Origin of the sequence: Streptomyces poonensis (assembly GCF_014650915.1) — a bacterium.
Taxonomy (GTDB): Bacteria; Actinomycetota; Actinomycetes; order Streptomycetales; family Streptomycetaceae; genus Streptomyces; species Streptomyces poonensis.
In genome coordinates this window covers 312,898-337,140 of record NZ_BMVW01000007.1, presented here as the reverse complement: position 1 = coordinate 337,140, position 24,243 = coordinate 312,898, and the positions used below count along the sequence as shown (strand labels likewise).

Sequence of the window (24,243 nt, the reverse complement as noted above, 5' to 3'; positions counted from 1 at the left end):
CCTGCCGCGGACACCTCGCTGATCACTTCACCGGCCGCACTACGCGCAGCAGTGCGTGCAAGCTGCTCGGGGATACGCGGAGAACAGTGGTGGGTGAGTCGGACTCGCGCAGCAGCAGAGCAAGTCCGTCCACCGCGCCGGCGACTTCCACACAGTCCCGGCTCGCGTCGTCACCGGAGAAGCTGGACTTCTGCCACACGGGGTCGGACACCTGTACCTCGCTCAGACTCGGAGCCCCTCGGCCACGTCCCGTATGAGCTTCAGCGACGGTCCCGGACCGAGGGCGACCGCCCTCAACTGGTCGAACATAAGCTTATAGGCCGCCACTTGAGCATGGTCCTGCACGTACAGGGAGGACAGCGCAGTCTCCGCACGCACCACGTCCATGCCGGTGTCGGGCATGCCTACGATGCCGAAAGGACCGTTCACTCCTCGATGGGAGTCGGTCGTGTACGGCAGCACCTGCAACGTCACATGGTCGTGCTGCGCCATCCGGGTCAGGTGCAACAGTTGTTCCCGCATCACGCCCAGGCCGCCGAACCTGGCGTGAAGCACGGCCTCGTACAGCACGAACCACAGGTCTGGCGTCGCATCACCGCCATGCATGACGTGCTGGCGGTGCATCCGTCCACGTACATGAGCCTCCACCTCGTCCTCGGGTGGCTCAATCCGGCCGCGTCGGAACAGGACCCGCATGTAGTCAGGCGTCTGCAGGAGGCCGGGGACGAGAACCGTCTCCCAGGAGTGCAGGCTGAGGGCCTTCGCCTCCAACTCGGCAAGGTCGGCGAAACCCGGCGGCAGCACACTTTCGTACTGGTTCCACCAGTTGCGACGACGGCCTTCACGTGCCATCTCCGTCAGCGCTTCGACAAGCTCGCTGTCGTCGACGTCGTACGCCTGTAGCAGGGCCTTCAGCTCCGCTGCGCGGATCCCGCTCATGCCTGTCTCAATGCGGCTGATCTTTCCTTTGCTGCACTCGAGGATCTCGGCAGCCTGTTCTCCGGAAAGGCCTGCGGCCTCCCGCAGTCTGCGCAGCTCTGCCCCCAGACGCTTCTGACGGACGGTGGGGTATCTCCTGGGCGGCATGCGGACTCCCTGACTGATAGCGCTAGTTGAGTCTCACGCCAGGCCCTGCATAGGTCTAGTCACACGGTCGGGTGAAGCCACCGCAGAATGTTGCACCTCAGAACTTCCCGCTTCTACCGTCGAAGACAGAGCGCTCCCCCACGTCCCTCACGACTCCGGAAGAGCACCGCCTCCGCACCCCATGCGGCAGGCGACGGCGCCACCACGTGAGCAGGCGTGCCCCATCCCGACAGCCGCAAGGGAGTTCCACGATGAGTGAGCCTCATCCCCGACCACCGGACGACTCCTGGGAGTACCACCTCACCCTCCCCCACCACGTCCTTGGCCCCGGCGTCGCCCGCAGCACCGTGCGCTCGATCCTCACCCGCCACTCGCTGCCCGGTCTTGTCGACACCACGGAGTTGTTGACCAGTGAGCTGTGCGGGAACGCGTACCGCTACGCCGCCGGTCCCGCGACCGTGCGCGTGCAGTGGGGCAACGGCACGCTGCGCGTCAGCGTGTGCGATGAGAGCGATGTCTTGCCGCGTCCGACATCCAGCGGGGCCACCCTTGAGGGAGGACGTGGCTTGTTACTGGTGAACCAGTGCGCCCAGGCGTGGGGCAGTCGGGCAGCAGCGATCGGAACGGGCAAGGTCACCTGGTTCGAGCTGCACGGGTGACAACGAGAACGGCCTTGGCGGACCGCGCCGCCAAGGCCGTGTCGTCACCCGAACCCAAACCGGCGGGTTACGGCAGGTTCCGCGCCATCACGATGCGCTGGACCTGGTTCGTGCCCTCGTAGATCTGGGTGATCTTGGCGTCTCGCATCATGCGCTCCACCGGATAGTCCCGCGTGTAGCCGTAGCCGCCCAGCAGCTGCACCGCGTCCGTCGTGACCTCCATCGCCACGTCCGAGGCGAAGCACTTGGCGGCGGCGCCCTGGTAGGTGAGGTCGGCGTCGCCGCGCTCGGAGGCGGCGGCGGCCTGGTAGGTCAGGGCGCGGGCGGCCGAGATCTTCATGGCCATGTCGGCGAGCATGAACTGGATGCCCTGGAAGTCGGCGATCGGCTTGCCGAACTGCTTGCGCTCCTTGACGTAGCCCTTGGCGTAGTCGAGGGCGCCCTGGGCGATGCCGAGGGCCTGGGCGGCGATGGTGATGCGGGTGTGGTCCAGGGTCTTCATCGCCGTGGCGAAGCCGGTGCCCTCCTCGCCGATCATGCGGTCGGCGGGGATGCGGACGTTGTCGAAGTAGACCTCGCGGGTCGGGGAACCCTTGATGCCGAGCTTCTTCTCCGGGGCGCCGAAGGACACGCCCTCGTCGCCCTTCTCGACGACGAACGCGCTGATGCCCTTGGAGCGCTTCTCGGGGTCCGTCACGGCCATGACCGTGTAGTAGTCGCTGACGCCGGCGTTGGTGATCCAGCGCTTGACGCCGTTGAGGACGTAGAAGTCCCCGTCCCGTACGGCGCGGGTCTTCATGCCGGCCGCGTCGGAACCCGCGTCCGGCTCGGAGAGGCAGTACGAGAACATCGCGTCGCCCTTGGCGAGCGGGGTCATGTACTTCTTCTTCAGTTCCTCCGAGCCGGAGAGGATCACCGGCAGGGAGCCCAGCTTGTTCACCGCCGGGATCAGGGAGGAGGAGGCACAGACGCGCGCGACCTCCTCGATGACGATCACCGTGGCGAGCGCGTCCGCGCCGGCGCCGCCGTATTCCTCCGGCACGTGGACCGCGTGCAGGTCGTTGGCGACGAGCGCGTCGAGCGCCTCCTGCGGGAAGCGGGCCTCCTCGTCCACGGCGGCGGCGTACGGCGCGATCTTCGCCTCGGCGAGGGAACGGATCGCGTCACGGAGCATGTCGTGCTCCTCGGACGGGCGGTACAGGTCGAAGTCAGCCGATCCGGCCAAGGTCTCACGCTCCCAGAACACTGTGGTGCTGACGCTAATTACCGTTAAGTAACACGAATTTTAGAGGCCGGCTCACGCGACAGGTACGTGAGCTTGGCGACAAGGGGAAAACTGCCCCGTGAGGTGGCTGAGCACGCCCCGGTTATGCTCAGGCACCGCACGTGCAAGCCGTTTCTCCCAGGAGCACTTAATGGCCCTCAAGATCACTGTGATCGGCACCGGCTACCTCGGGGCCACGCACGCCGCGGCCATGGCCGAGCTCGGCTTCGAGGTGCTCGGGCTCGATGTCGTGCCGGAGAAGATCGACATGCTCCGGCGGGGCGAGGTCCCCATGTACGAGCCGGGACTCGAGGAGCTGCTGCGCAAGCACGTGGCCGGTATCGAGGGGTCGACCGGGCGGCTGCGGTTCACCACCGACTACGCCGAGCTGGCGGAGTTCGGCGACATCCACTTCATCTGCGTCAACACCCCGCAGCGGCGCGGCGAGTACGCCTGCGACATGAGTTACGTCGATGCCGCGGTCAGCGCGCTCGCACCGCACCTGCGGGGCCCCGCCCTGGTCGTCGGCAAGTCCACGGTGCCCGTCGGCTCGGCGGACCGGCTGGCCGCGTACCTCGCCGAGCACGCGCCCGCCGGGGAGGACGCCGAGCTGGCCTGGAACCCCGAGTTCCTGCGGGAGGGCTTCGCCGTCGAGGACACGCTGCACCCGGACCGGATCGTGGTGGGCGTGCGCAGCGAGCGGGCGGAGAAGCTGCTGCGCGAGGTGTACGCGACGCCGGTCGGCGAGGGCTCGCCGTTCGTGGTGACCGACTTCCCGACCGCCGAACTGGTGAAGACCGCGGCGAACTCCTTCCTCGCCACGAAGATCTCCTTCATCAACGCGATGGCGGAGGTGTGCGAGGCCGCGGACGGCGACGTCGCCAAGCTCGCGGAGGCCATCGGGTACGACGACCGGATCGGCAAGAAGTTTCTGCGGGCCGGCATCGGCTTCGGCGGCGGCTGTCTGCCGAAGGACATCCGGGCGTTCATGGCGCGCGCCGGCGAGCTGGGCGCCGACCAGGCGCTGACGTTCCTCCGCGAGATCGACTCCATCAACATGCGCCAGCGCGGCCAGATGGTGGAGCTGGCCCGGCGGGCGCTCGGCGGCGGGCCGTTCCTCGGCAAGCGGGTCGCGGTGCTCGGCGCCACGTTCAAGCCCGACTCCGACGACGTACGGGACTCCCCGGCGCTGAACGTGGCCGGGCAGATCCACCTCCAGGGCGGCCAGGTCACGGTGTACGACCCGAAGGGCATGGAGAACGCCCGGCGGGTGTTCCCGACGCTCGGGTACGCCGAGTCCGCGCTGGAGGCGGTGCGGGGCGCCGACATCGTGCTGCACCTGACGGAGTGGCGGGAGTTCCGCGAGCTGGACCCGGAGGAGCTGGGCGAGGTGGCGGCGCAGCGCCTGGTCCTCGACGGCCGCAACGCGCTGGACCCGGAGCTGTGGCGCCGCGCGGGGTGGACGTACCGGGCGATGGGGCGGCCCACCGCCTGATCCCGGGAGACCGCAACCGGAAGACCGCAGGACGCGTGGAAGGACGCCGGTCCGGCCGAGGCTCAGTCGGCAGGACCGGCGTCTGTCGCATTCTGCACCACTTGCCTGTGCTTCCTTGCCGCCTTTTGTCGCATCCGGCTACTTGGCCCGGTAACGGCGCATCTTCGCGCGGGCCCCGCACACCTGCATCGAGCACCAGCGGCCGCGTCCGGCCGGGCTGCGGTCGTAGTACGCCCAGAGACAGTCGGCGGCCTCGCACGCCTTGAGCCGCAGCCAGGTGCCGGCGACCAGCGCCTCGGCGACGGCGGCGGCGACCCGGGAGAGCAGGGAATGCCCGTCGGCGGGGACGAGGGCCGCCGAGCCGTCCTCCGTGCCGACCGTGACCAGCAGCGGGGCCCCGGACAGCAGCTCGCCCAGCGGGGTCACCGCGCGGTGCGGCGGGTGGCCGGCGTGGGCGAGCAGGGCCGCGCGGAGCGACTCGCGCAGTTCGCGGGCGCCCGGCAGGTCGTCCGCCGTCAGCCCGAAGGGCGCCCGGCCCTCGGCCGTGTCGAGCGAGTCGGCGCCCGTCTCGACGTCCAGCGTGTTCACCAGGGACTGGACCAGAGCCAGGCCCCCCGGCGCGGGCGATCGCTCACTCATGCTTGCGACGTTACCCCCGATACGGCAGCATGCAGTAACCGTTACCGGTTACCCGACTCTTCGGGTAACCGTTCCCCGACTTCGAGGAGGAAGTCATGGCCGTCGCCGAACTGGGCGTCGTCGTCCTGGACTGCCCCGACCCCCGCGCGCTCGCCCGCTTCTACGCCGAGCTGCTCGGCGGAACCGTCGAGGGCGCGGGCGAGGGCGACTGGGTGGACCTGAAGCTGCCCGGCGGGCGGGCGCTGGCGTTCCAGGCCGCGCCGGGGTACGTACCGCCGCAGTGGCCGGCGCCCGGCCACTCGCAGCAGTTCCACCTGGATCTGAACGTGCCGGACCTCGACGCGGCCGAGGAGGCCGTGCTGGGGCTCGGGGCGAAGCCGCTGGACACGGAGGACCGGTCGCGGAACTGGCGGGTTTACGCGGACCCCGCTGGGCACCCGTTCTGTCTCTGCGCCTGCTGAGCCGGGAGGGCTTATGACAGCTGTGGCACGTCTCCGTTCCGTCGTCGTCGACTGCCCCGATCCGCACTCCCTCGCCGACTTCTACGCCCGGGTCGGCGGCGGCACCCCGCGTGCGGAGGACGACGACTGGGTCGTCCTGCAGATTCCGGACGGGCCACGGCTCGCCTTCCAGCGGGCGCCCGGGTACACCCCGCCGGAGTGGCCGCGCGCCGACCTCAACTCGCAGCAGTTCCACCTGGACTTCGACGCGGGGAGCACCTGGGAGGAGGTCGACGCGGCGCACGCGAAGGTGCTGGCGCTGGGCGCCCGGCCGCTGGACCTGGAGGACGACGTGAAGAAGGACTTCCGGGTGTACGCCGACCCGGCGGGGCATCCGTTCTGCCTGTGCCGGATCGAGTCGGAGTGACCACGCCGAAGTGACCACGCGCGCGGGCGGCTACCCGTCCAGCTCCGTGATCCGCGCCGTGGACGGCTGCTTGCGCTGCTGGACGGCCCGGGCCGCGAAGTCCGCGCCGCGCAGCACGCGCTGGACGTTGCCCCAGGTGAGCCGGGTCAGGTGGTCCTCGGGCCAGCCCCGCAGGAGGAGTTCGGCGATGAGGTGCGGGTAGCAGGAGGCGTCGGCTAGGTCCTGCGGATGGGTGGTCCCGGAGTCGTACGTCCCCGACAGGCCGACGCACTCCGGGCCCGCCAGCGCGCGTACGTGGTCGAGGTGGTCGGCGACGTCCCGGACGGACGGGCCGGTCTGCTCGGCGGTGAGCGGCACCAGGCACAGGCCCCGGGCGACGCCCAGCCGCCGGAGCAGGTCGTCGGGCAGGTTCGCCGGGTGCGGCCGCAGCGCGCGGGCCCCCGACCTGGCGCACACCACCGGGGCCCGGGACACCGTGAGCACCCGGGCGGCCGTGGCGTCCGAGGCACCGGAGAGATCGGCGAGCACGCCGAGGCGGTTCATCTCCCGCACCATCTCCTCGCCGAACGCGGTCGGCCCGGCCTCGCCCGCCCAGGAGACGCCGGACAGCGTGAGCACCTTCAGGCCGAGCGCGTGCAGACAGCGCAGGATGCCGGGCGAGTCCCCGAGCGCGACGGCACTCGCGGGCCCGAGGAGGACGGCGGTCCGGCCGCAGTTGCGCGCGTCGGCGGTCTGCCCGGCGCCCTGGGCGAGCCGCAGCGCCTCCGGGTGGGCGCGCACCGCCGTCCGGACCACGTCCATCTGCTCCAGGGTGGCGCTGACGGCCCGCTCGCCGCTCAGCCCGTCCGGCAGGTGCAGCGCGCAGAACAGCGCCCCCACGTGCCCCCTGCGCAGCCGCGGCACATCGGTGTCCACGGCGCCCTCGCCGAGCTCCAGGTCGTACCAGTGCAGCCGGCGCAGCGCCCGGGGCAGCCCGCTGTAGCCGTCGGCGACGGGGTGCGCGGCGAGGAGGGCGTGGGCCCGTGTCAGGAGGTCGGGCAGCAGGTCGGCGGGGATGTCGGAGGTGCCGGTGGCGGATGCGGCGGGAGCTCCGGGCGGACTCTGTCCGGGGTGCCGCCCGGGCCGGGCGGCGGGCGGGTCGAGCTCACCGACCTCCGTTGGCTCGCGCAGTTCGTCGTGCAGGTCGGCCATGACGGGACTCCGTGGGTGAGCGGTACGTCTCGGTACCGTCACCGTGGCACGGAAGGCCGGGAGGCTTCCTGGTGGGTGGAGCGTTCGGGGGTACGGCCGCGCGGGGCGCCCGGCACACCGGGGGCCCCGCGCGCGTGCGTCAGCCGGCCGGCCGCTCGATGCCGTCCAGCTGTTCGATCGTGGCGTTCGACGGGGCCGTACGGGAGCGCAGGTCCCGTGCCACGTCCTCGGCCGCGCCCAGCACCCGGACCGCGTTCTGCCAGGTCAGCTTGGCGAGGTCGGTGCGCGACCAGCCGCGGTCCAGCAGTTCGGCGATCAGGTTCGGATAGCCGGAGACGTCGTCGAGGCCGTCCGGGGTGAAGGCCGTGCCGTCGTAGTCGCCGTCGATGCCGAGGTGGTCGATGCCGGCCACCTCGCGCATGTGGTCCAGGTGGTCGGCGACCGTGGACACCGTGGCGACCGGGCGCGGGCGGGTCTCCTCGAAGGCGCGGTGCACCTGCATCGCCTCGGCGGTGGTGTCGAGGTGGTGGAAGCCGTGGGCGCGCATGTTCTCGTCGGCGGCCCTCGTCCACTCCACCGCCGCCTGGAGCACGAACTTCGGCACGAACGTCACCATCGCCACTCCCCCGTTGGCGGGCAGCCGCTCCAGCACGTCGTCCGGGACGTTGCGCGGGTGGTCGCACACCGCGCGCGCGGAGGAGTGGGAGAAGATCACCGGCGCGACGGACGTGTCGAGCGCGGCCCGCATGGTGGTGGCGGCCACGTGGGAGAGGTCGACCAGCATGCCGAGCCGGTTCATCTCCTTGACGACCTCGCGGCCGAAGGCCGACAGACCGCCCACGCCCGGCTCGTCGGTCGCCGAGTCCGCCCACGCGTTGTTGTCGTTGTGGGTGAGCGTCATGTAGCGCACGCCCAGCTCGTACAGCTGCCGCAGCGTGGCGAGGGAGTTGTCGATGGAGTGGCCGCCCTCGGCGCCCATCAGGGACGCGATACGGCCCTCAGCGCGCGCCGCTTCCATGTCGGCGGCGGTCAGCGCGGCCCGCAGATCGCCGGGGTGGCGGTCGATCAGCTGCCGTACGCAGTCGATCTGTTCGAGGGTCGCGGTGACCGGTCCGGGCAGGTCCGAGCGGACGTACACGGACCAGAACTGCGCCCCGACCCCGCCCGCGCGCAGCCGCGCCAGGTCCGTGTGCAGGTGGGTGCTCTGGTCGGTGGCGATGTCGCGGGCGGCCAGGTCGTAGCGGACCTGCTGGCGCAGGGCCCAGGGCAGGTCGTTGTGGCCGTCGGCGACGGGGAACTCCCGGAGCAGTTCCCGGGCGCGCTCCAGCGCGCCCGGGGAGGAGGCCACGGCGCTCACTTGCCCGCGCCGAAGCCGAAACCGCCCGAGCCCTCCACCTTGGCGCGCAGGCGCTTGCCCTTCTCGGTGGCCTGGTCGTTCAGCTCCTGCTGGAACACGCGCATCCGGGCGAGGAGCTCCTCGTCGTGGGCGGCGAGCATCCGGGCGGCCAGCAGTCCGGCGTTGCGGGCGCCGCCGACGGAGACCGTGGCCACCGGAACCCCGGCCGGCATCTGCACGATCGACAGCAGCGAGTCCATGCCGTCCAGGTACTTCAGCGGCACGGGCACACCGATGACCGGCAGCGGGGTGACCGAGGCCAGCATGCCGGGCAGGTGGGCGGCGCCCCCGGCGCCCGCGACGATCACCTTCAGACCGCGCCCGGCGGCCTCCTCGCCGTACGCGATCATCTCGCGCGGCATCCGGTGCGCGGAGACGACGTCGACCTCGTACGCGATCCCGAACTCGTCGAGGGCCTGCGCGGCCGCCTCCATGACGGGCCAGTCGGAGTCGGACCCCATGACGATGCCGACGACAGGGCTCGGGCTCATTCGGTGATCGTCCCCTTCAGGTAGTCGGCCGCGTGCCGGGCGCGCTCCAGCACGTCGTCCAGATCGTCGCCGTAGGTGTTGACGTGCCCCACCTTGCGGCCGGGCTTCACGTCCTTGCCATACATATGGATCTTGAGCTGGGGGTCGCGGGCCATGCAGTGCAGATACGCGGAGTACATGTCCGGGTAGTCGCCGCCCAGGACGTTGGCCATGACCGTCCACCGCGCGCGCGGGCGCGGATCGCCGAGCGGGAGGTCGAGGACGGCCCGGACGTGGTTGGCGAACTGGGAGGTGATCGCGCCGTCCATGGTCCAGTGGCCGGAGTTGTGCGGGCGCATGGCCAGCTCGTTGACGAGGACGCGGCCGTCGCGGGTCTCGAAGAGCTCCACGGCGAGGTGGCCGACGACGTCCAGTTCCTTGGCGATGCGCAGGGCCAGTTCCTCGGCCTTGAGGGCGAGCTCCTCGTCGAGGTCCGGCGCCGGGGCGATCACCGTGTCGCACACGCCGTCGACCTGGCGGGACTCCACCACCGGGTACGCGACCGCCTGTCCGTGCGGCGAGCGGACCACGTTGGCGGCGAGCTCGCGGACGAAGTCGACCTTCTCCTCGGCGAGCACGGGGACGCCCGCGCGGAACGGCTCGGCGGCCTCCGCGACGGACCGTACGACCCACACGCCCTTGCCGTCGTAGCCGCCGCGCACGGTCTTCAGGACGACGGGGAATCCCCCACTCCCGCCGTCCTCGGAGCCGCCCTCCGCGGCGAACGCGGCCACATCGTCCGGATCGGTCACGATGCGGTGGCGCGGACACGGCACGCCGAGCGCGGCCAGCCGGGCGCGCATGACGCCCTTGTCCTGGGCGTGCTGCAGCGCGTCCGGCCCGGGGCGCACGGGAATGCCGTCCGCCTCCAGGGCACGCAGATGCTCGGTGGGCACATGCTCGTGATCGAAAGTGATCACGTCACAGCCCCGCGCGAACGCGCGCAGCGTGTCGAGGTCGCGATAGTCGCCGATGACGACGTCGCTCACGACCTGAGCCGCGGAATCCTGAGGAGTGTCACTGAGGAGCTTGAATCTGATGCCCAACGGGATGCCCGCCTCGTGTGTCATACGAGCGAGCTGGCCCCCGCCGACCATACCGACTACCGGGAACGTCACACCCCCAGGGTATCGGCCACCGCCGGCCGCTCCCGGGCGGCCGATTTGCACGCCTTTGACAATGCCTGTGCGGCCGTGCACAGGATTCCCCCAGGGGCGCTGGTTAGCATGACGGGGTCGGCGGCACTCGACCGGTGGGGCCGACGGCGGACGGAGGCCGTCGCGGACCGAGGCCATGGTGGACCGAGGCCGTTGCGGACCGATGACGGACCGACGCCCGTGATGTCCGACCGACGCACGTGACCGACGCACGCGACCGCTGTGTGCGACCGATGCATTCGACCGACGGGGGCCGGCACACGATGGGCAGTACCACCTCGGGGCCGCGGACGAGACCGGCCGGCGGTGCCCTGCGCCACAGGGTCGAGCGGCTCGCCCGGGAGGTCGCCAAGTTCGGCGCGGTCGGCGGGGCGGGACTGCTGGTCAACCTCGCCGTGTTCAACCTGGTGCGGCATCTCACCGATCTCCAGGTGGTGCGCGCCAGCGTGATAGCGACCGTCGTCGCGATCGCGTTCAACTACGTCGGCTTCCGCTACTTCACCTACCGCGACCGCGACAAGAGCGGCCGGACGAAGGAGCTGACGCTCTTCCTGCTGTTCAGCGTGGCCGGCCTGGTCATCGAGAACGGCGTGCTGTACGCGGCGACGTACGGGTTCGGCTGGGACAGCCCGCTGCAGAGCAACGTCTTCAAGTTCCTCGGCATCGGCATCGCGACCCTGTTCCGCTTCTGGTCGTACCGGACGTGGGTGTTCCGCGCGCTGCCGGCCCGGGAGGCGGTGGCGAGCGCCGAATCGTTCCTGGAGGCGGGTGCGTCCGCGTCGCCCGCGGTGTCGGCGGTGTCGCGCGGACAGGGCCGCAGGAGCTAGGACTCGGGGGACTCGACCCGGGGCTGAGCAGCCGGCCGGTCTTGCGCCGCCCGCCGGGCTACCGGACCGTCCGCTGCTCCTCGGCGGCGGCCTCGGACGGCTTGGTCGGCGTACGGGACAGGAAGAGCCCGAACACCGGCGGCTTCAGCTGGAGCATCTCCAGGCGCCCGCCGTCGGCCTCGGCGAGATCGCGGGCGACCGCCAGTCCGATGCCCGTGGAGTTGTGTCCGCTGATGGCGCGCTCGAAGATCCGCGCGCCCAGCTCCGGCGGAATGCCGGGGCCCTCGTCGGTGACCTCGATGACCGTCTGGTTGCCGGTGACGCGGGTACGGAGCGCCACGGTGCCGCCGCCGTGCATGAGGGAGTTCTCGATCAGCGCGGCCAGCACCTGCGCGACCGCGCCCGGGGTGCCGACGGCCTCGAGGTGCCGCTTGCCGGAGCTGACGATCGCGCGGCCCGCGCTGCGATAGGCCGGGCGCCACTCCTCCAGCTGTTGCTTGATCACCTCGTCGAGGTCGAAGGAGACGGCCGAGCCGGTCCGCGGGTCGCGCGAGTTGGTCAGCAGCCGCTCCACCACGTCGGTCAGCCGCTCCACCTGCGCCAGTGCGATGACGGCCTCCTCCTTCACCGTGTCCGGGTCGTCGGTGAGGGCGATCTCCTCCAGCCGCATGGACAGCGCGGTCAGCGGCGTACGGAGCTGGTGGGAGGCGTCGGCGGCCAGGCGCCGCTCGGCGGTGAGCATCCGGCCGATGCGTTCGGCGGAGGAGTCGAGGACGTCGGCGACCCGGTCCAGCTCGGGGACGCCGTACCGCTTGTGACGCGGCCGCGGGTCGCCCGAGCCGAGGCGCTCCGCGGTCTCCGCGAGGTCGGTGAGCGGGGAGGCGAGGCGGTTGGCCTGTCGTACGGCGAGGAGGACGGCCGCGACGACCGCGAGCAGGGCGACCGCGGCGATGATCAGCAGCGTACGGCCGACCTCCCGGGTCACGGACGAGCGCGGCTCCTCGACCGTGACCGTCTCGCCCTCCTCGCCCTGGGCCTCGGCGTGGATGACATCGTCGGCGGGACGCTCGCCGATCTCGATCGGCGCCCTGCCGGGAATGTCGATACGGGCGTACCGGTCGGCGTCGACCTGGTCCCGGAGCACGTCCGCGCTGACCCGCTCGTCCCCGAGGATGCGGCTGTCCACGATGCTCGCGAGGCGCATCGCCTCGGAGTCGACGCGTTCCTGGGCGGTGCTGCTGATCGTCCGGGTTTCGACGATCACGAGGGAGACGCCGAAGACGGCGATCACGACGAGAACCACGGCAAGCGTGGACTGAATGAGACGGCGACGCACGGGGCCCTCCGGGCGGGTGGCTTACGAGAACCAGTGTGCCCGCACGAGCCGGAGGCGCTCGGCTCGGACTCGGCTGGGCCCGGGCTCGGCCCGGTCCGGGCTCAACCAGGGCCGGGCTCAGCCAGGCCCGGGCTCAGCTCTTCTCGAAGCGGAACCCGACACCCCGCACCGTGGCGATGTACCGCGGATTCGCCGCGTCGTCGCCGAGCTTCTTGCGCAGCCACGAGATGTGCATGTCGAGGGTCTTCGTGGAGGACCACCAGGTGGTGTCCCAGACCTCGCGCATCAGCTGGTCCCGGGTGACGACCCGCCCGGCGTCCCGGACGAGCACCCGCAGCAGATCGAACTCCTTCGCCGTGAGCTGGAGCTCCTCGTCGCCCATCCAGGCCCGGTGCGACTCGACGTCGATACGGACGCCGTGCGTGGCCGGCGGCTGCTGGGGCTCGGCGGCACCGCGCCGCAGCAGGGCCCGCACCCGGGCGAGCAGTTCGGCCAGCCGGAACGGCTTGGTGACGTAGTCGTCGGCGCCCGCGTCGAGGCCGACGACGGTGTCCACCTCGTCGGCGCGGGCGGTGAGGATGAGGATCGGAACGGCGTGCCCCTCGGCACGCATCCTGCGCGCCACTTCCAGGCCGTCCATGCCGGGCAGCCCCAGGTCCAGGACGACCAGGTCGACGCCACCCTGCATCCCGGCGTCCAGCGCGGCCGGTCCGTCCTGGCGGACCTCCACCTCGTAGCCCTCGCGGCGCAGCGCGCGGGCCAGCGGTTCCGAGATGGACGCGTCGTCCTCGGCGAGCAGTACTCGGGTCATGGGGTGATGGTAGTCCGCTTGCGACAGCACCAGGAGGGTGATCGGCAAGCGTGGTGCACGCCTTCCGGCGAGGCGACTTCCCCCCGCGCGACACCGTGGACACCCTCCCGCGCGCGTGTGCGGTGGCAAAGCCGCGTTCCCTGCGGGCCGCAGGGAAGGTAGGGGCGGTCTCCAGGCCTCTTCGTACGCCCTCCGCACCCCCATAACGCCCTCCGAACGGCCCGAAACGGTGACACGCCGTTACGTTCCGTGATGCGGGCCCTGGAACTCTGGGATGCGATCATGCTTACGACCTTTGAAAGGGTGTCTGTGGTTCCTCTCCCACCTGTGATCCATCTCTCAAGCTCTTCCATATCCGTAACCGCTCTGACGTATGGTGATTGAACGCCTGTAGCACCACCGGGGACCTTTGGCGCTTCTTTACGCTGAAGGTCTCTTTTGTGTGCGGGTCAGCCCACGAGCTGGCCTTGAAAGGAATGACCTGTGGCCGGGCCTCAAACGCAAAGATGCGCGGAGAGGCGTGGATCCCGGTGGTCGCCGTCCATCGCTCCGTGATCCGGAGCGGACTCCCCGTGGGCGTGGGGTGGGCCGGCGGTCCCGCCGGTGCCGGCCGACCCACCGGGCGCGCACCCGTCCCCGAGCCCGTCCAAGGGCAGGGGCTGCGGGCTGGACCCCCACGCGCGCGTCCTGACCAGCAAGGAACGACCATGGCGTCCAGCCTGACGAAGGACTCGGCCACCCCGGGCACCCCCGGTAACGGCACCGAGAAGACCTTCTTCGGCCACCCCCGCGGCCTGGCCACTCTGTTCATGACCGAGATGTGGGAGCGCTTTTCCTGGTACGGAATGCGCGGACTTCTCACGCTCTATCTGATCGCGGGCGTTCTCGACGGTCCTCTCGAGGACCGTGAGGCCCTCGCGGCCGCGATCTACGGCGTCTACAACGCCCTCGTCTACATGCTGGCCATGCCGGGCGGCTGGGTCGCCGACCGGCTCTGGGGCGCCCGCAAGGCGGTGCTGGTCGGTGGCATCGTCATCGCCGCCGGCCACTTCGTGCTCGCCATACCGGCCGACGCCGCGTTCTTCTTCGGTCTGCTGCTGATCGCGATCGGTACGGGTCTGCTGAAGCCGAACATCTCCGCGATGGTCGGTGACCTCTACAAGCAGAGCGAGAGCGCCCGCCGCGACGCCGGCTTCACGCTCTTCTACATGGCGATCAACATCGGCGGCTTCGCGGCCCCGCTGATCGTCGGCACCGTCGGCGAGAAGGTCGACTGGCACCTGGGCTTCGCCCTCGCCGGTATCGGTATGGCGCTCGCCGTCGTCCAGTACGTCCTCGGCGGCCGTCACCTCGGCGACATCGGCAAGGTGGCGCCCACCCCGGCGTCCCCGGAGGAGAAGCGCGCCGTCGGCCGCAAGGTCGCCCTCTGGGCCCTGGTCGCGGTCGTCGCCCTCGTCGTCGACCTGCTGCTCGGCACCTTCCACGTCGACCACGTCGTCAACGTGATGGCCGTCCTCGGTGTGGTCGTGCCGATCGTCTACTTCGCGGTGATGTTCCGCAGCCCGGCGCTGGGCCGCTCGGAGCGGCCGAAGGTCGTCGCCTTCATGTGGTTCTTCATCACGGCCGTGCTGTTCTGGATGATCTACGACCAGTCCGGCTCGCTGCTGACGATCTTCGCCGACGGCAAGACGGACCGCATGATCGGCGGCTGGGAGTTCCCGGCCAGCTGGTTCCAGTCGGTGAACCCGGCGTACATCATCATCCTCGCGCCGCTGTTCGCCTCGCTCTGGACCTGGCTCGCCAAGCGGAACAAGGAGCCCAACACCGTCACGAAGTTCGCCCTGGCGATGCTGCTGATCGCCGGCTCCTTCGGGATCATGGGTCTGGCCGGCGCGGCCGCCGCGAACAGCGAGACCGGCAAGGTCACCGTCTTCTGGCTGCTGGCCGTCTACCTGGTCCAGACCCTCGGTGAGATGTGCCTGTCCCCGGTGGGCCTGTCGCTCTCCACCAAGCTGGCCCCGGCGCAGTTCGTCAGCCAGATCATGGGTCTGTGGTTCCTGGCCACCTCGACCGGCAACGCCCTCAACGGCTGGGTCACCAAGCTCAACTCCGTGCTGGGCGACACCGTGTACTACACCATGTGGGCGATCATCGCCGCCGTGGCCGGTGTCTGCTTCATGCTGGCCTCGCGCAGGATCCGCGCGCTGATGGGCGATGTGAAGTAGCCAAGGGCGCACGGCGTCATCAGTACGCCTGCGCACCCTGCGGACATACGTCGGAAGGGCCCGCACCGTTCGGTGCGGGCCCTTCCGACGTATGTCCTTAGCCGTACGGGCGCGGTCCGCAGCCCTGCCGGGCGGCGGATCAGGCCGGTGCGCCCACTTCCGCCCACACCGTCTTGCCCGCGAGCCCGGGCGTCCGAACGACTCCCCAGTCCAGGCAGAGCCGCTGCACGATGAACATCCCGTGGCCGCCCGGCCGGCCGGCGCGGTGCGGGGTGCGCGGGGCGGGCTGGCCCGCGCCGCGGTCGGTGACCTCGATACGGAGCACCTTGTTGTCGCAGGAGATCGTGAGCTCGTCCGGACCCTCGGCGTGCAGGCAGGCGTTGGTGACGAGCTCGGAGACGACCAGCAGCACGTCCTCGGCGGCCGCCCGCTGGTCGGCGGTCGCGGCGGGCAGCCAGCCCCACGCGTACAGCGCCTGGCGGGTGAAGTCACGGGCGAGCGGCACGACACCGCTCTCCCCGTCGAAGCTCAGCCGGCGGACCTGCCGCGGAGCACGCGCGGGCGAGCCCTCGGCTCCCCCGGCGCTCCCGTTCACGGCCGATACGGTCGGCCCCTGCGCCGGTGCGGCCGCAGCCCGGCTCTCCGCGTCCGGGTCCGGATGCGCGCCTCCCGCGCGCGTATCCCCCGTATGCGCGTCCATCGCACGTGCGGCCGCGTGCGCGCTCCGCGCGTGCGCGGTAGCGGGCGCCGTCGCGTCTTCGGCTCGTCCGGCGGCGGGCGCGGATGCACCTTCCGCGAGCAAGCCCTCTGCGCGGGCTTCCTCTCCGGGCACCGCGGAAGCGCCGCCGGCGCCCGACTCCGGGCCGCGGTCGCCCGGCGAGTAAGGCCGGGTGGTGCTCATCAGCGCTTCACCTCACCGATTCACCAGTTCACGTTTCAAGACTCAGTACGTGGATCCAGGGACCCGGCGGGATCCCCACGGCGCGCCCGCCGTGCCGTCGCCGACATGTTCAGGATGTCTTCTGCCCGACCGGACCGCCGGGACACCCACTTGTTCCGTGGGGAAACCGTGACGGATGTAACGGAACGCCCACACGTGGACGATCGAGGCACCCCGTTGTATGTCATTCGGACATCCCGGCCGATCGGGCTCCGCACGGTCCGGTCGCCCGGGCCTAGTCGCCCAGCGCCGCTTCGAGCGTCTCGTGGACGGTGAAGACGGCGTCCGCCCCGGTGATCTCGAAGACCCTCGCCACCACCGGCTGCATTCCCACGAGATGGACCCCGCCACCGGCGCCCTCCGCCTTCAGCCGCGCGCTCAGCAGGACGTTCAGCCCCGTCGAGTCGCAGAACTCCAGACGCGAGCAGTCCACGACCAGACGTGCGAACCCCTTGTCGAGACACTCGTCGAGTGGTTCACGCAACAGGTCGGCCGTGTGGTGGTCCAACTCACCCGCGGGGATCACGACGGCGCTGGCGCCCTCTTCCCGCACTTCGACCAATAGCCGGCCCGACTGTGCGCTGCCGACCGTCCCGCGGTCCATGCCGTCTCTCTCCCGACCATCGTGGCTGATGACTCGCCACCATCGTGGCTGATGACTCGCCCTCGAACACTACGCCTTCCTCACGCACTCCGACAGCCGAACAATCGCCAGTAAACGGACATTGCGCAACAGAACGCACTTGCGGCGGTCTCAGGAAAGCGGGTAGGGCTAGTAAAGACACCCGACTACACGGCCGGCTTTGGAGGCGCCGCACACCGCAGTGCACGTATTGGCATCGGCGGCCATATGCCGAGAACGATGGAGGACATCATGTCACCCCGGCTCGACGCATCGCATACCCAGAGGGCGACGTCGACACCCGCTCCGGAAGAAGTCCACGACGCATTCGAACTCGCCGCGCTCGAAGGACTCCCGGAGATCCCCCCGTACGACGAGGTGGGGCCGCTGGACGCACGGGCCCTGTCCAAGACACTCTTCGAGCGGCTGGAGTCCCTCGAGGAGGGCACCCATGAGTACGCCTACGTACGCAACACCCTGGTCGAACTCAATCTCGCGCTCGTGAAGTTCGCCGCCTCCCGCTTCCGCTCCCGCAGCGAGCCGATGGAGGACATCATCCAGGTCGGCACGATCGGCCTGATCAAGGCGATCGACCGCTTCGAGCTGAGCCGCGGCGTCGAGTTCCCCACCTTCGCGATGCCGACGATCGTCGGCGAGATCAAGCGCTTCTTCCGCGACACCAGCTGGTCGGTACGGGTACCGCGCAGGCTGCAGGAACTGCGCCTGGACCTGGCCAAGGCCGGTGACGAACTCGCCCAACAGCTCGACCGGGCACCGACGGTGTCGGAGCTCGCGCAGCGCCTGGGCCTCTCCAACGAAGAGGTCGTCGAGGGCATGGCGGCGTCGAACGCCTATACGGCCAGCTCCCTCGACGCCCAGCCGGAGGAGGACGACTCCGAGGGCGCCCTGGCGGACCGCATCGGTTACGAGGACCACGGGCTCGAAGGCATCGAGTACATCGAGTCGCTGAAGCCGCTGATCGCCGAACTGCCCTCGCGCGACCGGAAGATCCTGTCGCTGCGCTTCGTCGCCAACATGACGCAGTCGGAGATCGGCGAGGAACTGGGCATCTCCCAGATGCACGTCTCCCGTCTGCTGGCGCGCACGCTGGTACGTCTGCGCAAGGGCCTGACGGTCGAGGAGTGACACACGCCGACGGCCGGGCACGGGACATGTCTCATCACCGTCCCGCTGCCCGGCCGGCGCGTGTCCTGTGAGCGCCCGCGCGCGTGGGCCGCGCCGTCAGACGACCCTCACGCCTCGGCGCCAGACCGCGCTGACCAGAGGCACTCCCGGCCGGTAGGCGAGATGGACGTGGCTCGGAGCGTCGAGCAGCACGAGGTCGGCGTACGCGCCCGGGACGATACGGCCGATGTCGGTGCGCCTCAGGGCCGCCGCCCCGCCCGCCGTCGCCGACCACACCGCCTCGTCGGGGGTCATCCCCATGTCCCGCACCGCCAGCGCCACGCAGAACGGCACCGAGGACGTGAACGACGAGCCGGGGTTGCAGTCGGTGGAAAGGGCGACCGTCACTCCCGCGTCGAGGAGGCGGCGGGCGTCCGGCCACGCCGCCCGGGTGGAGAACTCGGCGCCGGGCAGCAGCGTGGCGACGGTCCGGCTGTTCGCCAGCGCGTCCACGTCCGCGTCCGTGAGGTGGGTGCAGTGGTCGGCGCTGGCGGCGTCCAGTTCGACGGCCAGCCGGACACCCGGGCCGTACGACAGCTGGTTGGCGTGGACACGCGGGTGCAGGCCCTTCTCCCGGCCCGCGGAGAGGACGGCCCGCGCCTGGTCGCCGTCGAAGGCGCCCTCCTCGCAGAACACGTCGATCCAGCGGGCGTACGGGGCGCAGGCGTCGAGCATCGGGCCGGTGACGAGCTCGACGTACGCCGCCGGGTCGTCGGCGTACTCGGGCGGAACGACGTGGGCGCCCAGGTACGTGACCTCGTCGGTGTGCCGGGCGGCGAGGCGCAGCGCCCGCGCCTCGTCCTCGGCGCTGAGCCCGTAGCCGGACTTGGTCTCCATCGTGGTCGTGCCTTGGCGGAGGGCCTCGGCGAGGTGACGGACGAGGGTGCGTTCCAGGTCGGTGTCGCTCGCGGCGCGGGTGGCCGCGACCGTTGTGCGGATGCCGCCCGCCGAGTAACTCCGGCCGGACATGCGGGCGTTGAACTCCTCCGTGCGGTCGCCCGCGAAGAGGAGGTGGGAGTGGGAGTCGACGAAGCCCGGGAGCACCGCCCGGCCGTCGGCCTCGACCCGATTGTCAGTGGCGGGTGCTTTGCTTGTTTCACCGGTCCAGACGACGCGGTCGCCTTCGATGACGACTGCCGCGTCCCGGATCAGGCCGACGGGGGAGTCGTCACCGAGGGAGGGGTCGTTGGTGACCAGAGCGGCGATGTTGGTGATGACGGTACTGGCCGTGCTGGCCGACTCCGCCGGGCTGGCGGTGCTGGGGCTGCTCATGGCGTCCTTGGTGGCCTGGTCTGCGGTGGGGGCAGGGGTCGGAGAGGCCCGCACGGAACTGCGGGCGGGGGATCGCGTGCGCCTGTGGGCGGGAAGACGCCGCGTACGGATGCGGGCGGAAGCCCTCCGCGTGCGGGTGACGCGGCCCGGGGTCAGCCGCGCAGGGCTGCGACGGCGCTCGCCAGGGCCCGCGGCACATCCGGTACGAGGGAGTGCGCCCCGTCCCGTACGACATGCCGGCCGCCCACGACCGTATGGCGCACATCCGCTGCCGACGCGGCGAATACGGCCGTCTCGGCGCCGAGTCGCGGAAGCGGCCCGGCCGTTCTGACCGAGTCGAGGGCGATCGTCGTGAAGTCGGCGAGCGCGCCGGGCTCCAGGGTGCCCGCGTCGTCCCAGCCGAGGGCCGCGTGGCCGTCGACCGTGGCCGCCCGCAGCAGGGCCGCCGCCGTCCAGTGACCGCGCGTGCGGGTGCGCAGGCGCTCGTTCAGTTCCATGGCGCGTGCCTCCTCGAACAAGTCGATGACGGCGTGGCTGTCGGAGCCGAGGGAGAGTGGCGAGCCGGCGTGCTGGAGCCGGGCGGCCGGACCGGTGCCGTCGGCTAGGTCCCGCTCGGTGGTCGGGCACATGCAGGTGCCGGCGGAGGCGGCGCCGATCAGTTCGATGTCCTCGTCGGTGAGATGGGTGTTGTGGACGCCGGTCGTGCGCGGCCCGAGGACGCCGTGGTCGGCGAGCAGTCGGGCGGGCGTGCATCCGTGGGCCGCACGGCAGGCATCGTTCTCCGCCGGCTGCTCGGACAGGTGCACATGCAGGGGTGCCCGCCGCTCCTCCGCCCAGCGCGCCACGGTCGCCAGCTGACCGGCGGGCACGGCCCGTACGGAGTGGACGGCGGCACCGATCCGTGCGTGATCCCGCTCCTTGAGAAATGAACAGCGTGTCGCCCAGGCCTCCGCGGTGCCGTCGGAGAAGCGGAGCTGGTGGGCCTGGGGCGGCTGCCCGAAGCCGGAGGAGAGATAGGCGGTGTCGAGGAGGGTGATCCGGATGCCGGCCTCGGCGGCCGCCGCGACCAGGGCCTCGCCCATGGCGTTGGGGTCGGCGTACGGGGTGCCACCGGGAGCGTGGTGCACGTAGTGGAACTCGCCGACGCAGGTGATGCCCGCCAGCGCCATCTCGGCGTACGTGGCCCGGGCGAGCGCGTGGTAGGTGTCGGGGGTCAGCCGGTCGGCCACCGCGTACATGACCTCGCGCCAGGTCCAGAAGGTGCCGGAGCCGATCTGGACGGTCGAGCGCAGGGCCCGGTGGAAGGCGTGGGAGTGCGCGTTCGCGAGGCCGGGGAGGGTGAGGCCGCGCAGCACCTCGGCGCCGGGCGGGGGGCCGCCGGTGCCCGCGCCGTCCCCACTGCGGGTGCTGTCCTCACTGCGGGTGCTGTCCCCACTGCGGGTGCTGTCCGTGCTGTCCATGTGCAGGGCGGTGATGCGCCCGTCGGTCACCTCGACGGTCACGCCGGGTTCGACATGGGTGCCGAGCCAGGCGTGTTCGAGCCAGTAGGTCTTCCGCGTCACCTGCAGGCCAGTCCTTCCAGTACGTCGGCGAGGGCGGTCACCCCGGCCACGCAGTCGTCCTCGGTGGCGTACTCGGCAGGGGAGTGCGAGACGCCCGTGGGGTTGCGCACGAACAGCATGGCGGTCGGAACGGTTCCCGAGAGGATTCCGGCGTCGTGTCCGGCGCCCGTGCCGAGGACGGGCACCGTGAGCTCGGCGGTCCCGCCGCCCAGGATCCGGGCGAGCTCGTCCCGCAGGGCGTGGTCGAACTCGACGACGGGTGTGAAGGACTCGCGGACGACGTCGAGCCGGACGCCGTGCGCCTCGGCGTACGCGCGGGCGGCCTCCTCGACGCCGGTCACGACCGTGTCGAGGGTGGCCTGGTCGGCGGCGCGGGAGTCGAGCCAGCCGCGCACGAGGGACGGGACGGCGTTCACCCCGTTGGGCTCGACGGAGATCTTGCCGAAGGTGGCGACGGCGCCGGCCAGCCGGGCCCGCTGCCGGGCGGCGAGCACGGTCTCCGCGTACGACAGCATGGGGTCCCGCCGGTCGGCGAGCCGGGTCGTACCGGCGTGGTTGGCCTCGCCCCGGAAGTCGAACCGCCATCTTCCGTGCGGCCAGATGGCGCTGGCCACGCCCAGCCGGTCGCCCGTGAGGTCGAGGGCGCGCCCCTGCTCGACGTGCAGTTCGACGAAGGCCCCGATCCGCCCGAGCCGTTCCGGGTCCGGCCCGATGGCGTCGGGGTCGTACCCGGCGGCCTCCATGGCGCGGGGCAGGGTGACACCGTCGGCCCCGGTCAGCCGGTGGGCCTGCGCGGCAGTGAGCTGCCCCGCGCTCAGTCTGGAGCCCACACAGGCGAGCCCGAACCGGGCTCCCTCCTCGTCACCGAAGTTGACGATGCCGACGGGCTTGGTGAACCGGGCTCCCCGCGCGCGGAGTTCGTCGAGCGCAGCGAAGGCCGACACGACGCCGAGAGGCCCGTCGAAGGCGCCGCCGTCGGGGACGGAGTCGAGGTGCGAGCCGGTGACGACGGCGTCGCCCTGCGCCGGGTCCCCGAGCCAGGCCCACTGGTTGCCGTTCCTGTCGACCTCGTGGACGAGCCCCCGCCGCCGGGCCTGCTCCGCGAACCAGGCCCGGCACTCGGCGTCGGCCCCGGTCCAGGCGAAGCGGCGATAACCGCCGGTGCCGGAGTACCGCCCCACGGGCCGGAGCTCACGCCACATGGTGGGGAAGTCCGGCGGGGTCGTCGTGAGCTCCGTGGACGGCGCCGGGATGCCGCCTCCCACCACGGATCCGGAGCCACCGCCCACCACGGAGCCGGAGCCGCCGCCCAGTTCCTCCGGCCTCACGCCTCCTCACCCTCGCGCATGGGCACCCGGACACCGCGCTCGGCGGCGACCTCGTCCGCGCGCTCGTACCCGGCGTCCACGTGACGGATGACGCCCATGCCGGGATCGTTGGTCAGGACGCGGCGGATCTTCTCGCCGCCGAGCTCGGTGCCGTCGGCCACGGTGACCTGCCCGGCGTGGAGGGAGCGGCCCATGCCGACGCCCCCGCCATGGTGGACGGAGACCCAGGACGCGCCCGAGGCCACGTTCACCATGGCGTTGAGCAGCGGCCAGTCGGCGATCGCGTCGGAGCCGTCACGCATGGCCTCCGTCTCCCGGTACGGCGAGGCGACCGACCCGCAGTCGAGATGGTCGCGCCCGATGACCAGCGGGGCCGCCAGCTCGCCGCTCGCGACCATGTCGTTGAAGCGTTCGCCGACCCGGTCCCGCTCCCCGTAACCGAGCCAGCAGATGCGCGCGGGCAGCCCCTGGAAGCGCACCCGCTCCCCGGCCATCCGGATCCAGCGGGCCAGGGACTCGTTCTCCGGGAAGAGGTCCAGGATCGCCCGGTCGGTCTTCGCGATGTCCGAGGCCTCGCCCGAGAGCGCCGCCCACCGGAAGGGCCCCTTGCCCTCGCAGAACAGCGGCCGGATGTAGGCGGGCACGAACCCGGGGAAGGCGAACGCTCGCTCGTACCCGGCGAGTTTCGCCTCGCCGCGGATCGAGTTGCCGTAGTCGAAGACCTCGGCACCCGCGTCCATGAAGCCGACCATGGCCTCGACGTGCCGGGCCATGGACTCGCGCGCGCGGGTGGTGAACCCGGCGGGGTCCTTGGCCGCGTACGAGGCCATGTCGTCGAAGTCGACGCCGAGCGGCAGGTACGACAGCGGGTCGTGGGCCGAGGTCTGGTCGGTGACGATGTCGACGGGCGCGCCCTCGGCGAGCATGCGCGGCAGCAGTTCCGCCGCGTTGCCGAGCAGGCCGATGGAGAGCGGCCGGCGGGCGTCGCGGGCCTCCACGGCGAGACGCAGGGCGTGTTCGAGGGAGTCGGCGCGGACGTCCAGGTACCGGTGCTCGATGCGGCGTTCGATCGCGCGCGGGTCGCAGTCGATGCAGAGGGCGACGCCGTCGTTCATGGTGACGGCGAGCGGCTGAGCGCCGCCCATGCCGCCGAGCCCGGCCGTCAGGGTGATGGTCCCGGCGAGGGATCCGCCGAACCGCTTGGCGGCGACCGCGGCGAACGTCTCGTACGTGCCCTGGAGGATGCCCTGGGTGCCGATGTAGATCCACGAACCGGCGGTCATCTGCCCGTACATGGTGAGCCCGAGGTGTTCGAGCCGCCGGAACTCCTCCCAGTTCGCCCAGTCGCCCACCAGGTTGGAGTTGGCGATCAGGACGCGCGGCGCCCACTCGTGCGTCTGCATGACGCCGACGGGGCGGCCGGACTGCACGAGCATGGTCTCGTCCTGCTTCAGCGTCCGCAGCGTCCGCACCATCGCGTCGAACGAACGCCAGTCCCGGGCCGCCTTCCCCGTGCCGCCGTAGACGACGAGTCGGTCGGGGTGCTCGGCCACCTCGGGGTCGAGGTTGTTCTGCAGCATGCGCAGGGCGGCTTCCTGCGGCCATCCCGGCGTGCTCAGCTCCGTGCCGCGCGGGGCTCGTACGGGGCGGGGTCCTGACACGTCTGCCTCCTGACGGGACGGGCGGGCGGTACACCTGTTGCACTCCCTATTCACATCCTGAAGACATGAATAGAACTAGTCAATACACACGTCGCCCGCCCGGACGCACCCCGGATGTTTGGCTGGACGCACTCGGCACAGGATTCCGGCGGCGAGAACCGTGAGAACGGCGCACACGACAACGGGGGGC

At 71.2% G+C, this 24,243-nt stretch carries 23 protein-coding genes; 7 read left to right on the top strand and 16 right to left on the bottom strand.

What is annotated here, in order from left to right; genetic code table 11:
* Positions 1 to 22: 22 nt before the first annotated feature.
* Together IE242_RS20150 and IE242_RS20145 are read right to left on the bottom strand one after the other, a co-directional pair.
* On the bottom strand, positions 23 to 199 hold the full coding sequence (locus IE242_RS20150; protein ID WP_268249472.1) for a DUF397 domain-containing protein: 177 nt from the start codon (positions 197 to 199) through the stop codon (positions 23 to 25).
* 23 nt (positions 200 to 222) lie between these two features.
* Complete coding sequence (locus IE242_RS20145) at positions 223 to 1,086, bottom strand: helix-turn-helix domain-containing protein (protein WP_189861188.1); 864 nt, start codon at positions 1,084 to 1,086, stop codon at positions 223 to 225.
* A gap of 251 nt (positions 1,087 to 1,337) precedes the next feature.
* On the opposite strand from IE242_RS20145, the gene IE242_RS20140 reads away from it, so the two are divergent.
* Positions 1,338 to 1,745 (top strand): ATP-binding protein, encoded by a 408-nt coding sequence (locus tag IE242_RS20140; protein WP_189861186.1) that lies wholly within the window; start codon positions 1,338 to 1,340, stop codon positions 1,743 to 1,745.
* Positions 1,746 to 1,812: 67 nt separating this feature from the next.
* On the opposite strand, the gene IE242_RS20135 is transcribed toward IE242_RS20140, so the two are convergent.
* A complete protein-coding gene (locus tag IE242_RS20135) occupies positions 1,813 to 2,970 on the bottom strand; it encodes an acyl-CoA dehydrogenase (RefSeq protein ID WP_268249469.1) in 1,158 nt (385 codons plus the stop codon).
* Between the two features lie 190 nt (positions 2,971 to 3,160).
* On the opposite strand from IE242_RS20135, the gene IE242_RS20130 reads away from it, so the two are divergent.
* Positions 3,161 to 4,504, top strand: a complete 1,344-nt coding sequence (locus tag IE242_RS20130) for a UDP-glucose dehydrogenase family protein (RefSeq protein WP_189861184.1) — start codon at positions 3,161 to 3,163, stop codon at positions 4,502 to 4,504.
* A gap of 138 nt (positions 4,505 to 4,642) precedes the next feature.
* On the opposite strand, the gene IE242_RS20125 is transcribed toward IE242_RS20130, so the two are convergent.
* A complete protein-coding gene (locus IE242_RS20125) occupies positions 4,643 to 5,143 on the bottom strand; it encodes a CGNR zinc finger domain-containing protein (protein ID WP_189861182.1) in 501 nt (166 codons plus the stop codon).
* Between the two features lie 95 nt (positions 5,144 to 5,238).
* On the opposite strand from IE242_RS20125, the gene IE242_RS20120 reads away from it, so the two are divergent.
* The gene (locus IE242_RS20120) at positions 5,239 to 5,604 is read left to right on the top strand and encodes a VOC family protein (RefSeq protein ID WP_189861180.1); all 366 of its coding nucleotides are present in this window, start codon (positions 5,239 to 5,241) and stop codon (positions 5,602 to 5,604) included.
* A 13-nt stretch (positions 5,605 to 5,617) separates the two neighbouring features.
* A complete protein-coding gene (locus IE242_RS20115) occupies positions 5,618 to 6,010 on the top strand; it encodes a VOC family protein (protein WP_189861178.1) in 393 nt (130 codons plus the stop codon).
* Between the two features lie 30 nt (positions 6,011 to 6,040).
* Here the strand turns inward: IE242_RS20115 and IE242_RS20110 are convergent, their stop codons facing one another.
* From IE242_RS20110 to IE242_RS20095, 4 genes are all read right to left on the bottom strand, one after another.
* The gene (locus tag IE242_RS20110; protein WP_189861176.1) at positions 6,041 to 7,201 is read right to left on the bottom strand and encodes a dipeptidase; all 1,161 of its coding nucleotides are present in this window, start codon (positions 7,199 to 7,201) and stop codon (positions 6,041 to 6,043) included.
* A gap of 139 nt (positions 7,202 to 7,340) precedes the next feature.
* Positions 7,341 to 8,549: a dipeptidase gene (locus IE242_RS20105; RefSeq protein ID WP_189861174.1), complete on the bottom strand. Its 1,209-nt coding sequence runs from the start codon at positions 8,547 to 8,549 to the stop codon at positions 7,341 to 7,343.
* 5 nt (positions 8,550 to 8,554) lie between these two features.
* The gene (gene purE, locus IE242_RS20100; protein WP_189861172.1) at positions 8,555 to 9,088 is read right to left on the bottom strand and encodes a 5-(carboxyamino)imidazole ribonucleotide mutase; all 534 of its coding nucleotides are present in this window, start codon (positions 9,086 to 9,088) and stop codon (positions 8,555 to 8,557) included.
* Positions 9,085 to 10,245: a 5-(carboxyamino)imidazole ribonucleotide synthase gene (locus tag IE242_RS20095; protein WP_189861170.1), complete on the bottom strand. Its 1,161-nt coding sequence runs from the start codon at positions 10,243 to 10,245 to the stop codon at positions 9,085 to 9,087. Before IE242_RS20095 ends, purE begins: the two co-directional genes overlap by 4 nt.
* A gap of 302 nt (positions 10,246 to 10,547) precedes the next feature.
* On the opposite strand from IE242_RS20095, the gene IE242_RS20090 reads away from it, so the two are divergent.
* Positions 10,548 to 11,111, top strand: a complete 564-nt coding sequence (locus IE242_RS20090) for a GtrA family protein (protein ID WP_189861168.1) — start codon at positions 10,548 to 10,550, stop codon at positions 11,109 to 11,111.
* A 58-nt stretch (positions 11,112 to 11,169) separates the two neighbouring features.
* Here IE242_RS20090 and IE242_RS20085 read toward each other — a convergent pair whose 3' ends face one another.
* Together IE242_RS20085 and IE242_RS20080 are read right to left on the bottom strand one after the other, a co-directional pair.
* A complete protein-coding gene (locus IE242_RS20085) occupies positions 11,170 to 12,447 on the bottom strand; it encodes a sensor histidine kinase (protein WP_189861166.1) in 1,278 nt (425 codons plus the stop codon).
* 133 nt (positions 12,448 to 12,580) lie between these two features.
* Positions 12,581 to 13,258: a response regulator transcription factor gene (locus IE242_RS20080; RefSeq protein WP_189861165.1), complete on the bottom strand. Its 678-nt coding sequence runs from the start codon at positions 13,256 to 13,258 to the stop codon at positions 12,581 to 12,583.
* 707 nt (positions 13,259 to 13,965) lie between these two features.
* Between IE242_RS20080 and IE242_RS20075 the strand changes: the two genes are divergently transcribed.
* Positions 13,966 to 15,483, top strand: a complete 1,518-nt coding sequence (locus IE242_RS20075) for a peptide MFS transporter (protein WP_189861163.1) — start codon at positions 13,966 to 13,968, stop codon at positions 15,481 to 15,483.
* Positions 15,484 to 15,622: 139 nt separating this feature from the next.
* Here the strand turns inward: IE242_RS20075 and IE242_RS37805 are convergent, their stop codons facing one another.
* Together IE242_RS37805 and IE242_RS20065 are read right to left on the bottom strand one after the other, a co-directional pair.
* The gene (locus tag IE242_RS37805) at positions 15,623 to 16,183 is read right to left on the bottom strand and encodes an ATP-binding protein (RefSeq protein ID WP_373299548.1); all 561 of its coding nucleotides are present in this window, start codon (positions 16,181 to 16,183) and stop codon (positions 15,623 to 15,625) included.
* A 475-nt stretch (positions 16,184 to 16,658) separates the two neighbouring features.
* Complete coding sequence (locus tag IE242_RS20065; RefSeq protein WP_189861159.1) at positions 16,659 to 17,027, bottom strand: STAS domain-containing protein; 369 nt, start codon at positions 17,025 to 17,027, stop codon at positions 16,659 to 16,661.
* A gap of 258 nt (positions 17,028 to 17,285) precedes the next feature.
* Here IE242_RS20065 and IE242_RS20060 point away from each other — a divergent pair, with 258 nt between their 5' ends.
* A complete protein-coding gene (locus tag IE242_RS20060) occupies positions 17,286 to 18,191 on the top strand; it encodes an RNA polymerase sigma factor SigF (protein ID WP_189861157.1) in 906 nt (301 codons plus the stop codon).
* 96 nt (positions 18,192 to 18,287) lie between these two features.
* Here the strand turns inward: IE242_RS20060 and hutI are convergent, their stop codons facing one another.
* The 4 genes from hutI to hutU all read right to left on the bottom strand — a co-directional run bounded on the left by hutI (position 18,288) and on the right by hutU (position 24,053).
* Positions 18,288 to 19,502 (bottom strand): imidazolonepropionase, encoded by a 1,215-nt coding sequence (gene hutI / locus IE242_RS20055; RefSeq protein WP_189861155.1) that lies wholly within the window; start codon positions 19,500 to 19,502, stop codon positions 18,288 to 18,290.
* 152 nt (positions 19,503 to 19,654) lie between these two features.
* A complete protein-coding gene (locus IE242_RS20050; RefSeq protein WP_189861153.1) occupies positions 19,655 to 21,064 on the bottom strand; it encodes a formimidoylglutamate deiminase in 1,410 nt (469 codons plus the stop codon).
* Positions 21,061 to 22,266, bottom strand: coding sequence for an allantoate amidohydrolase (locus IE242_RS20045; protein WP_189861288.1), 1,206 nt, complete (start codon positions 22,264 to 22,266; stop codon positions 21,061 to 21,063). The genes IE242_RS20050 and IE242_RS20045 overlap by 4 nt, the downstream gene beginning before the upstream one ends.
* Positions 22,267 to 22,388: 122 nt before the next feature.
* Positions 22,389 to 24,053, bottom strand: coding sequence for a urocanate hydratase (gene hutU, locus IE242_RS20040; RefSeq protein WP_189861151.1), 1,665 nt, complete (start codon positions 24,051 to 24,053; stop codon positions 22,389 to 22,391).
* Positions 24,054 to 24,243 lie beyond the last annotated feature (190 nt).

What these genes read in the sequence shown, in the direction of transcription:
- IE242_RS20145 (WP_189861188.1), bottom strand. Translation starts at nt 1,086, where the DNA reads ATGCCGCCCAGGAGATACCCCACCGTCCGTCAGAAGCGTCTGGGGGCA.
- IE242_RS20140 (WP_189861186.1), top strand. Translation starts at nt 1,338, where the DNA reads ATGAGTGAGCCTCATCCCCGACCACCGGACGACTCCTGGGAGTACCAC.
- IE242_RS20130 (WP_189861184.1), top strand. Translation starts at nt 3,161, where the DNA reads ATGGCCCTCAAGATCACTGTGATCGGCACCGGCTACCTCGGGGCCACG.
- IE242_RS20125 (WP_189861182.1), bottom strand. Translation starts at nt 5,143, where the DNA reads ATGAGTGAGCGATCGCCCGCGCCGGGGGGCCTGGCTCTGGTCCAGTCC.
- IE242_RS20120 (WP_189861180.1), top strand. Translation starts at nt 5,239, where the DNA reads ATGGCCGTCGCCGAACTGGGCGTCGTCGTCCTGGACTGCCCCGACCCC.
- IE242_RS20115 (WP_189861178.1), top strand. Translation starts at nt 5,618, where the DNA reads ATGACAGCTGTGGCACGTCTCCGTTCCGTCGTCGTCGACTGCCCCGAT.
- IE242_RS20110 (WP_189861176.1), bottom strand. Translation starts at nt 7,201, where the DNA reads ATGGCCGACCTGCACGACGAACTGCGCGAGCCAACGGAGGTCGGTGAG.
- purE (WP_189861172.1), bottom strand. Translation starts at nt 9,088, where the DNA reads ATGAGCCCGAGCCCTGTCGTCGGCATCGTCATGGGGTCCGACTCCGAC.
- IE242_RS20090 (WP_189861168.1), top strand. Translation starts at nt 10,548, where the DNA reads ATGGGCAGTACCACCTCGGGGCCGCGGACGAGACCGGCCGGCGGTGCC.
- IE242_RS20080 (WP_189861165.1), bottom strand. Translation starts at nt 13,258, where the DNA reads ATGACCCGAGTACTGCTCGCCGAGGACGACGCGTCCATCTCGGAACCG.
- IE242_RS20075 (WP_189861163.1), top strand. Translation starts at nt 13,966, where the DNA reads ATGGCGTCCAGCCTGACGAAGGACTCGGCCACCCCGGGCACCCCCGGT.
- IE242_RS37805 (WP_373299548.1), bottom strand. Translation starts at nt 16,183, where the DNA reads ATGGACGCGCATACGGGGGATACGCGCGCGGGAGGCGCGCATCCGGAC.
- IE242_RS20065 (WP_189861159.1), bottom strand. Translation starts at nt 17,027, where the DNA reads ATGGACCGCGGGACGGTCGGCAGCGCACAGTCGGGCCGGCTATTGGTC.
- IE242_RS20060 (WP_189861157.1), top strand. Translation starts at nt 17,286, where the DNA reads ATGGAGGACATCATGTCACCCCGGCTCGACGCATCGCATACCCAGAGG.
- hutI (WP_189861155.1), bottom strand. Translation starts at nt 19,502, where the DNA reads ATGAGCAGCCCCAGCACCGCCAGCCCGGCGGAGTCGGCCAGCACGGCC.
- IE242_RS20045 (WP_189861288.1), bottom strand. Translation starts at nt 22,266, where the DNA reads ATGTGGCGTGAGCTCCGGCCCGTGGGGCGGTACTCCGGCACCGGCGGT.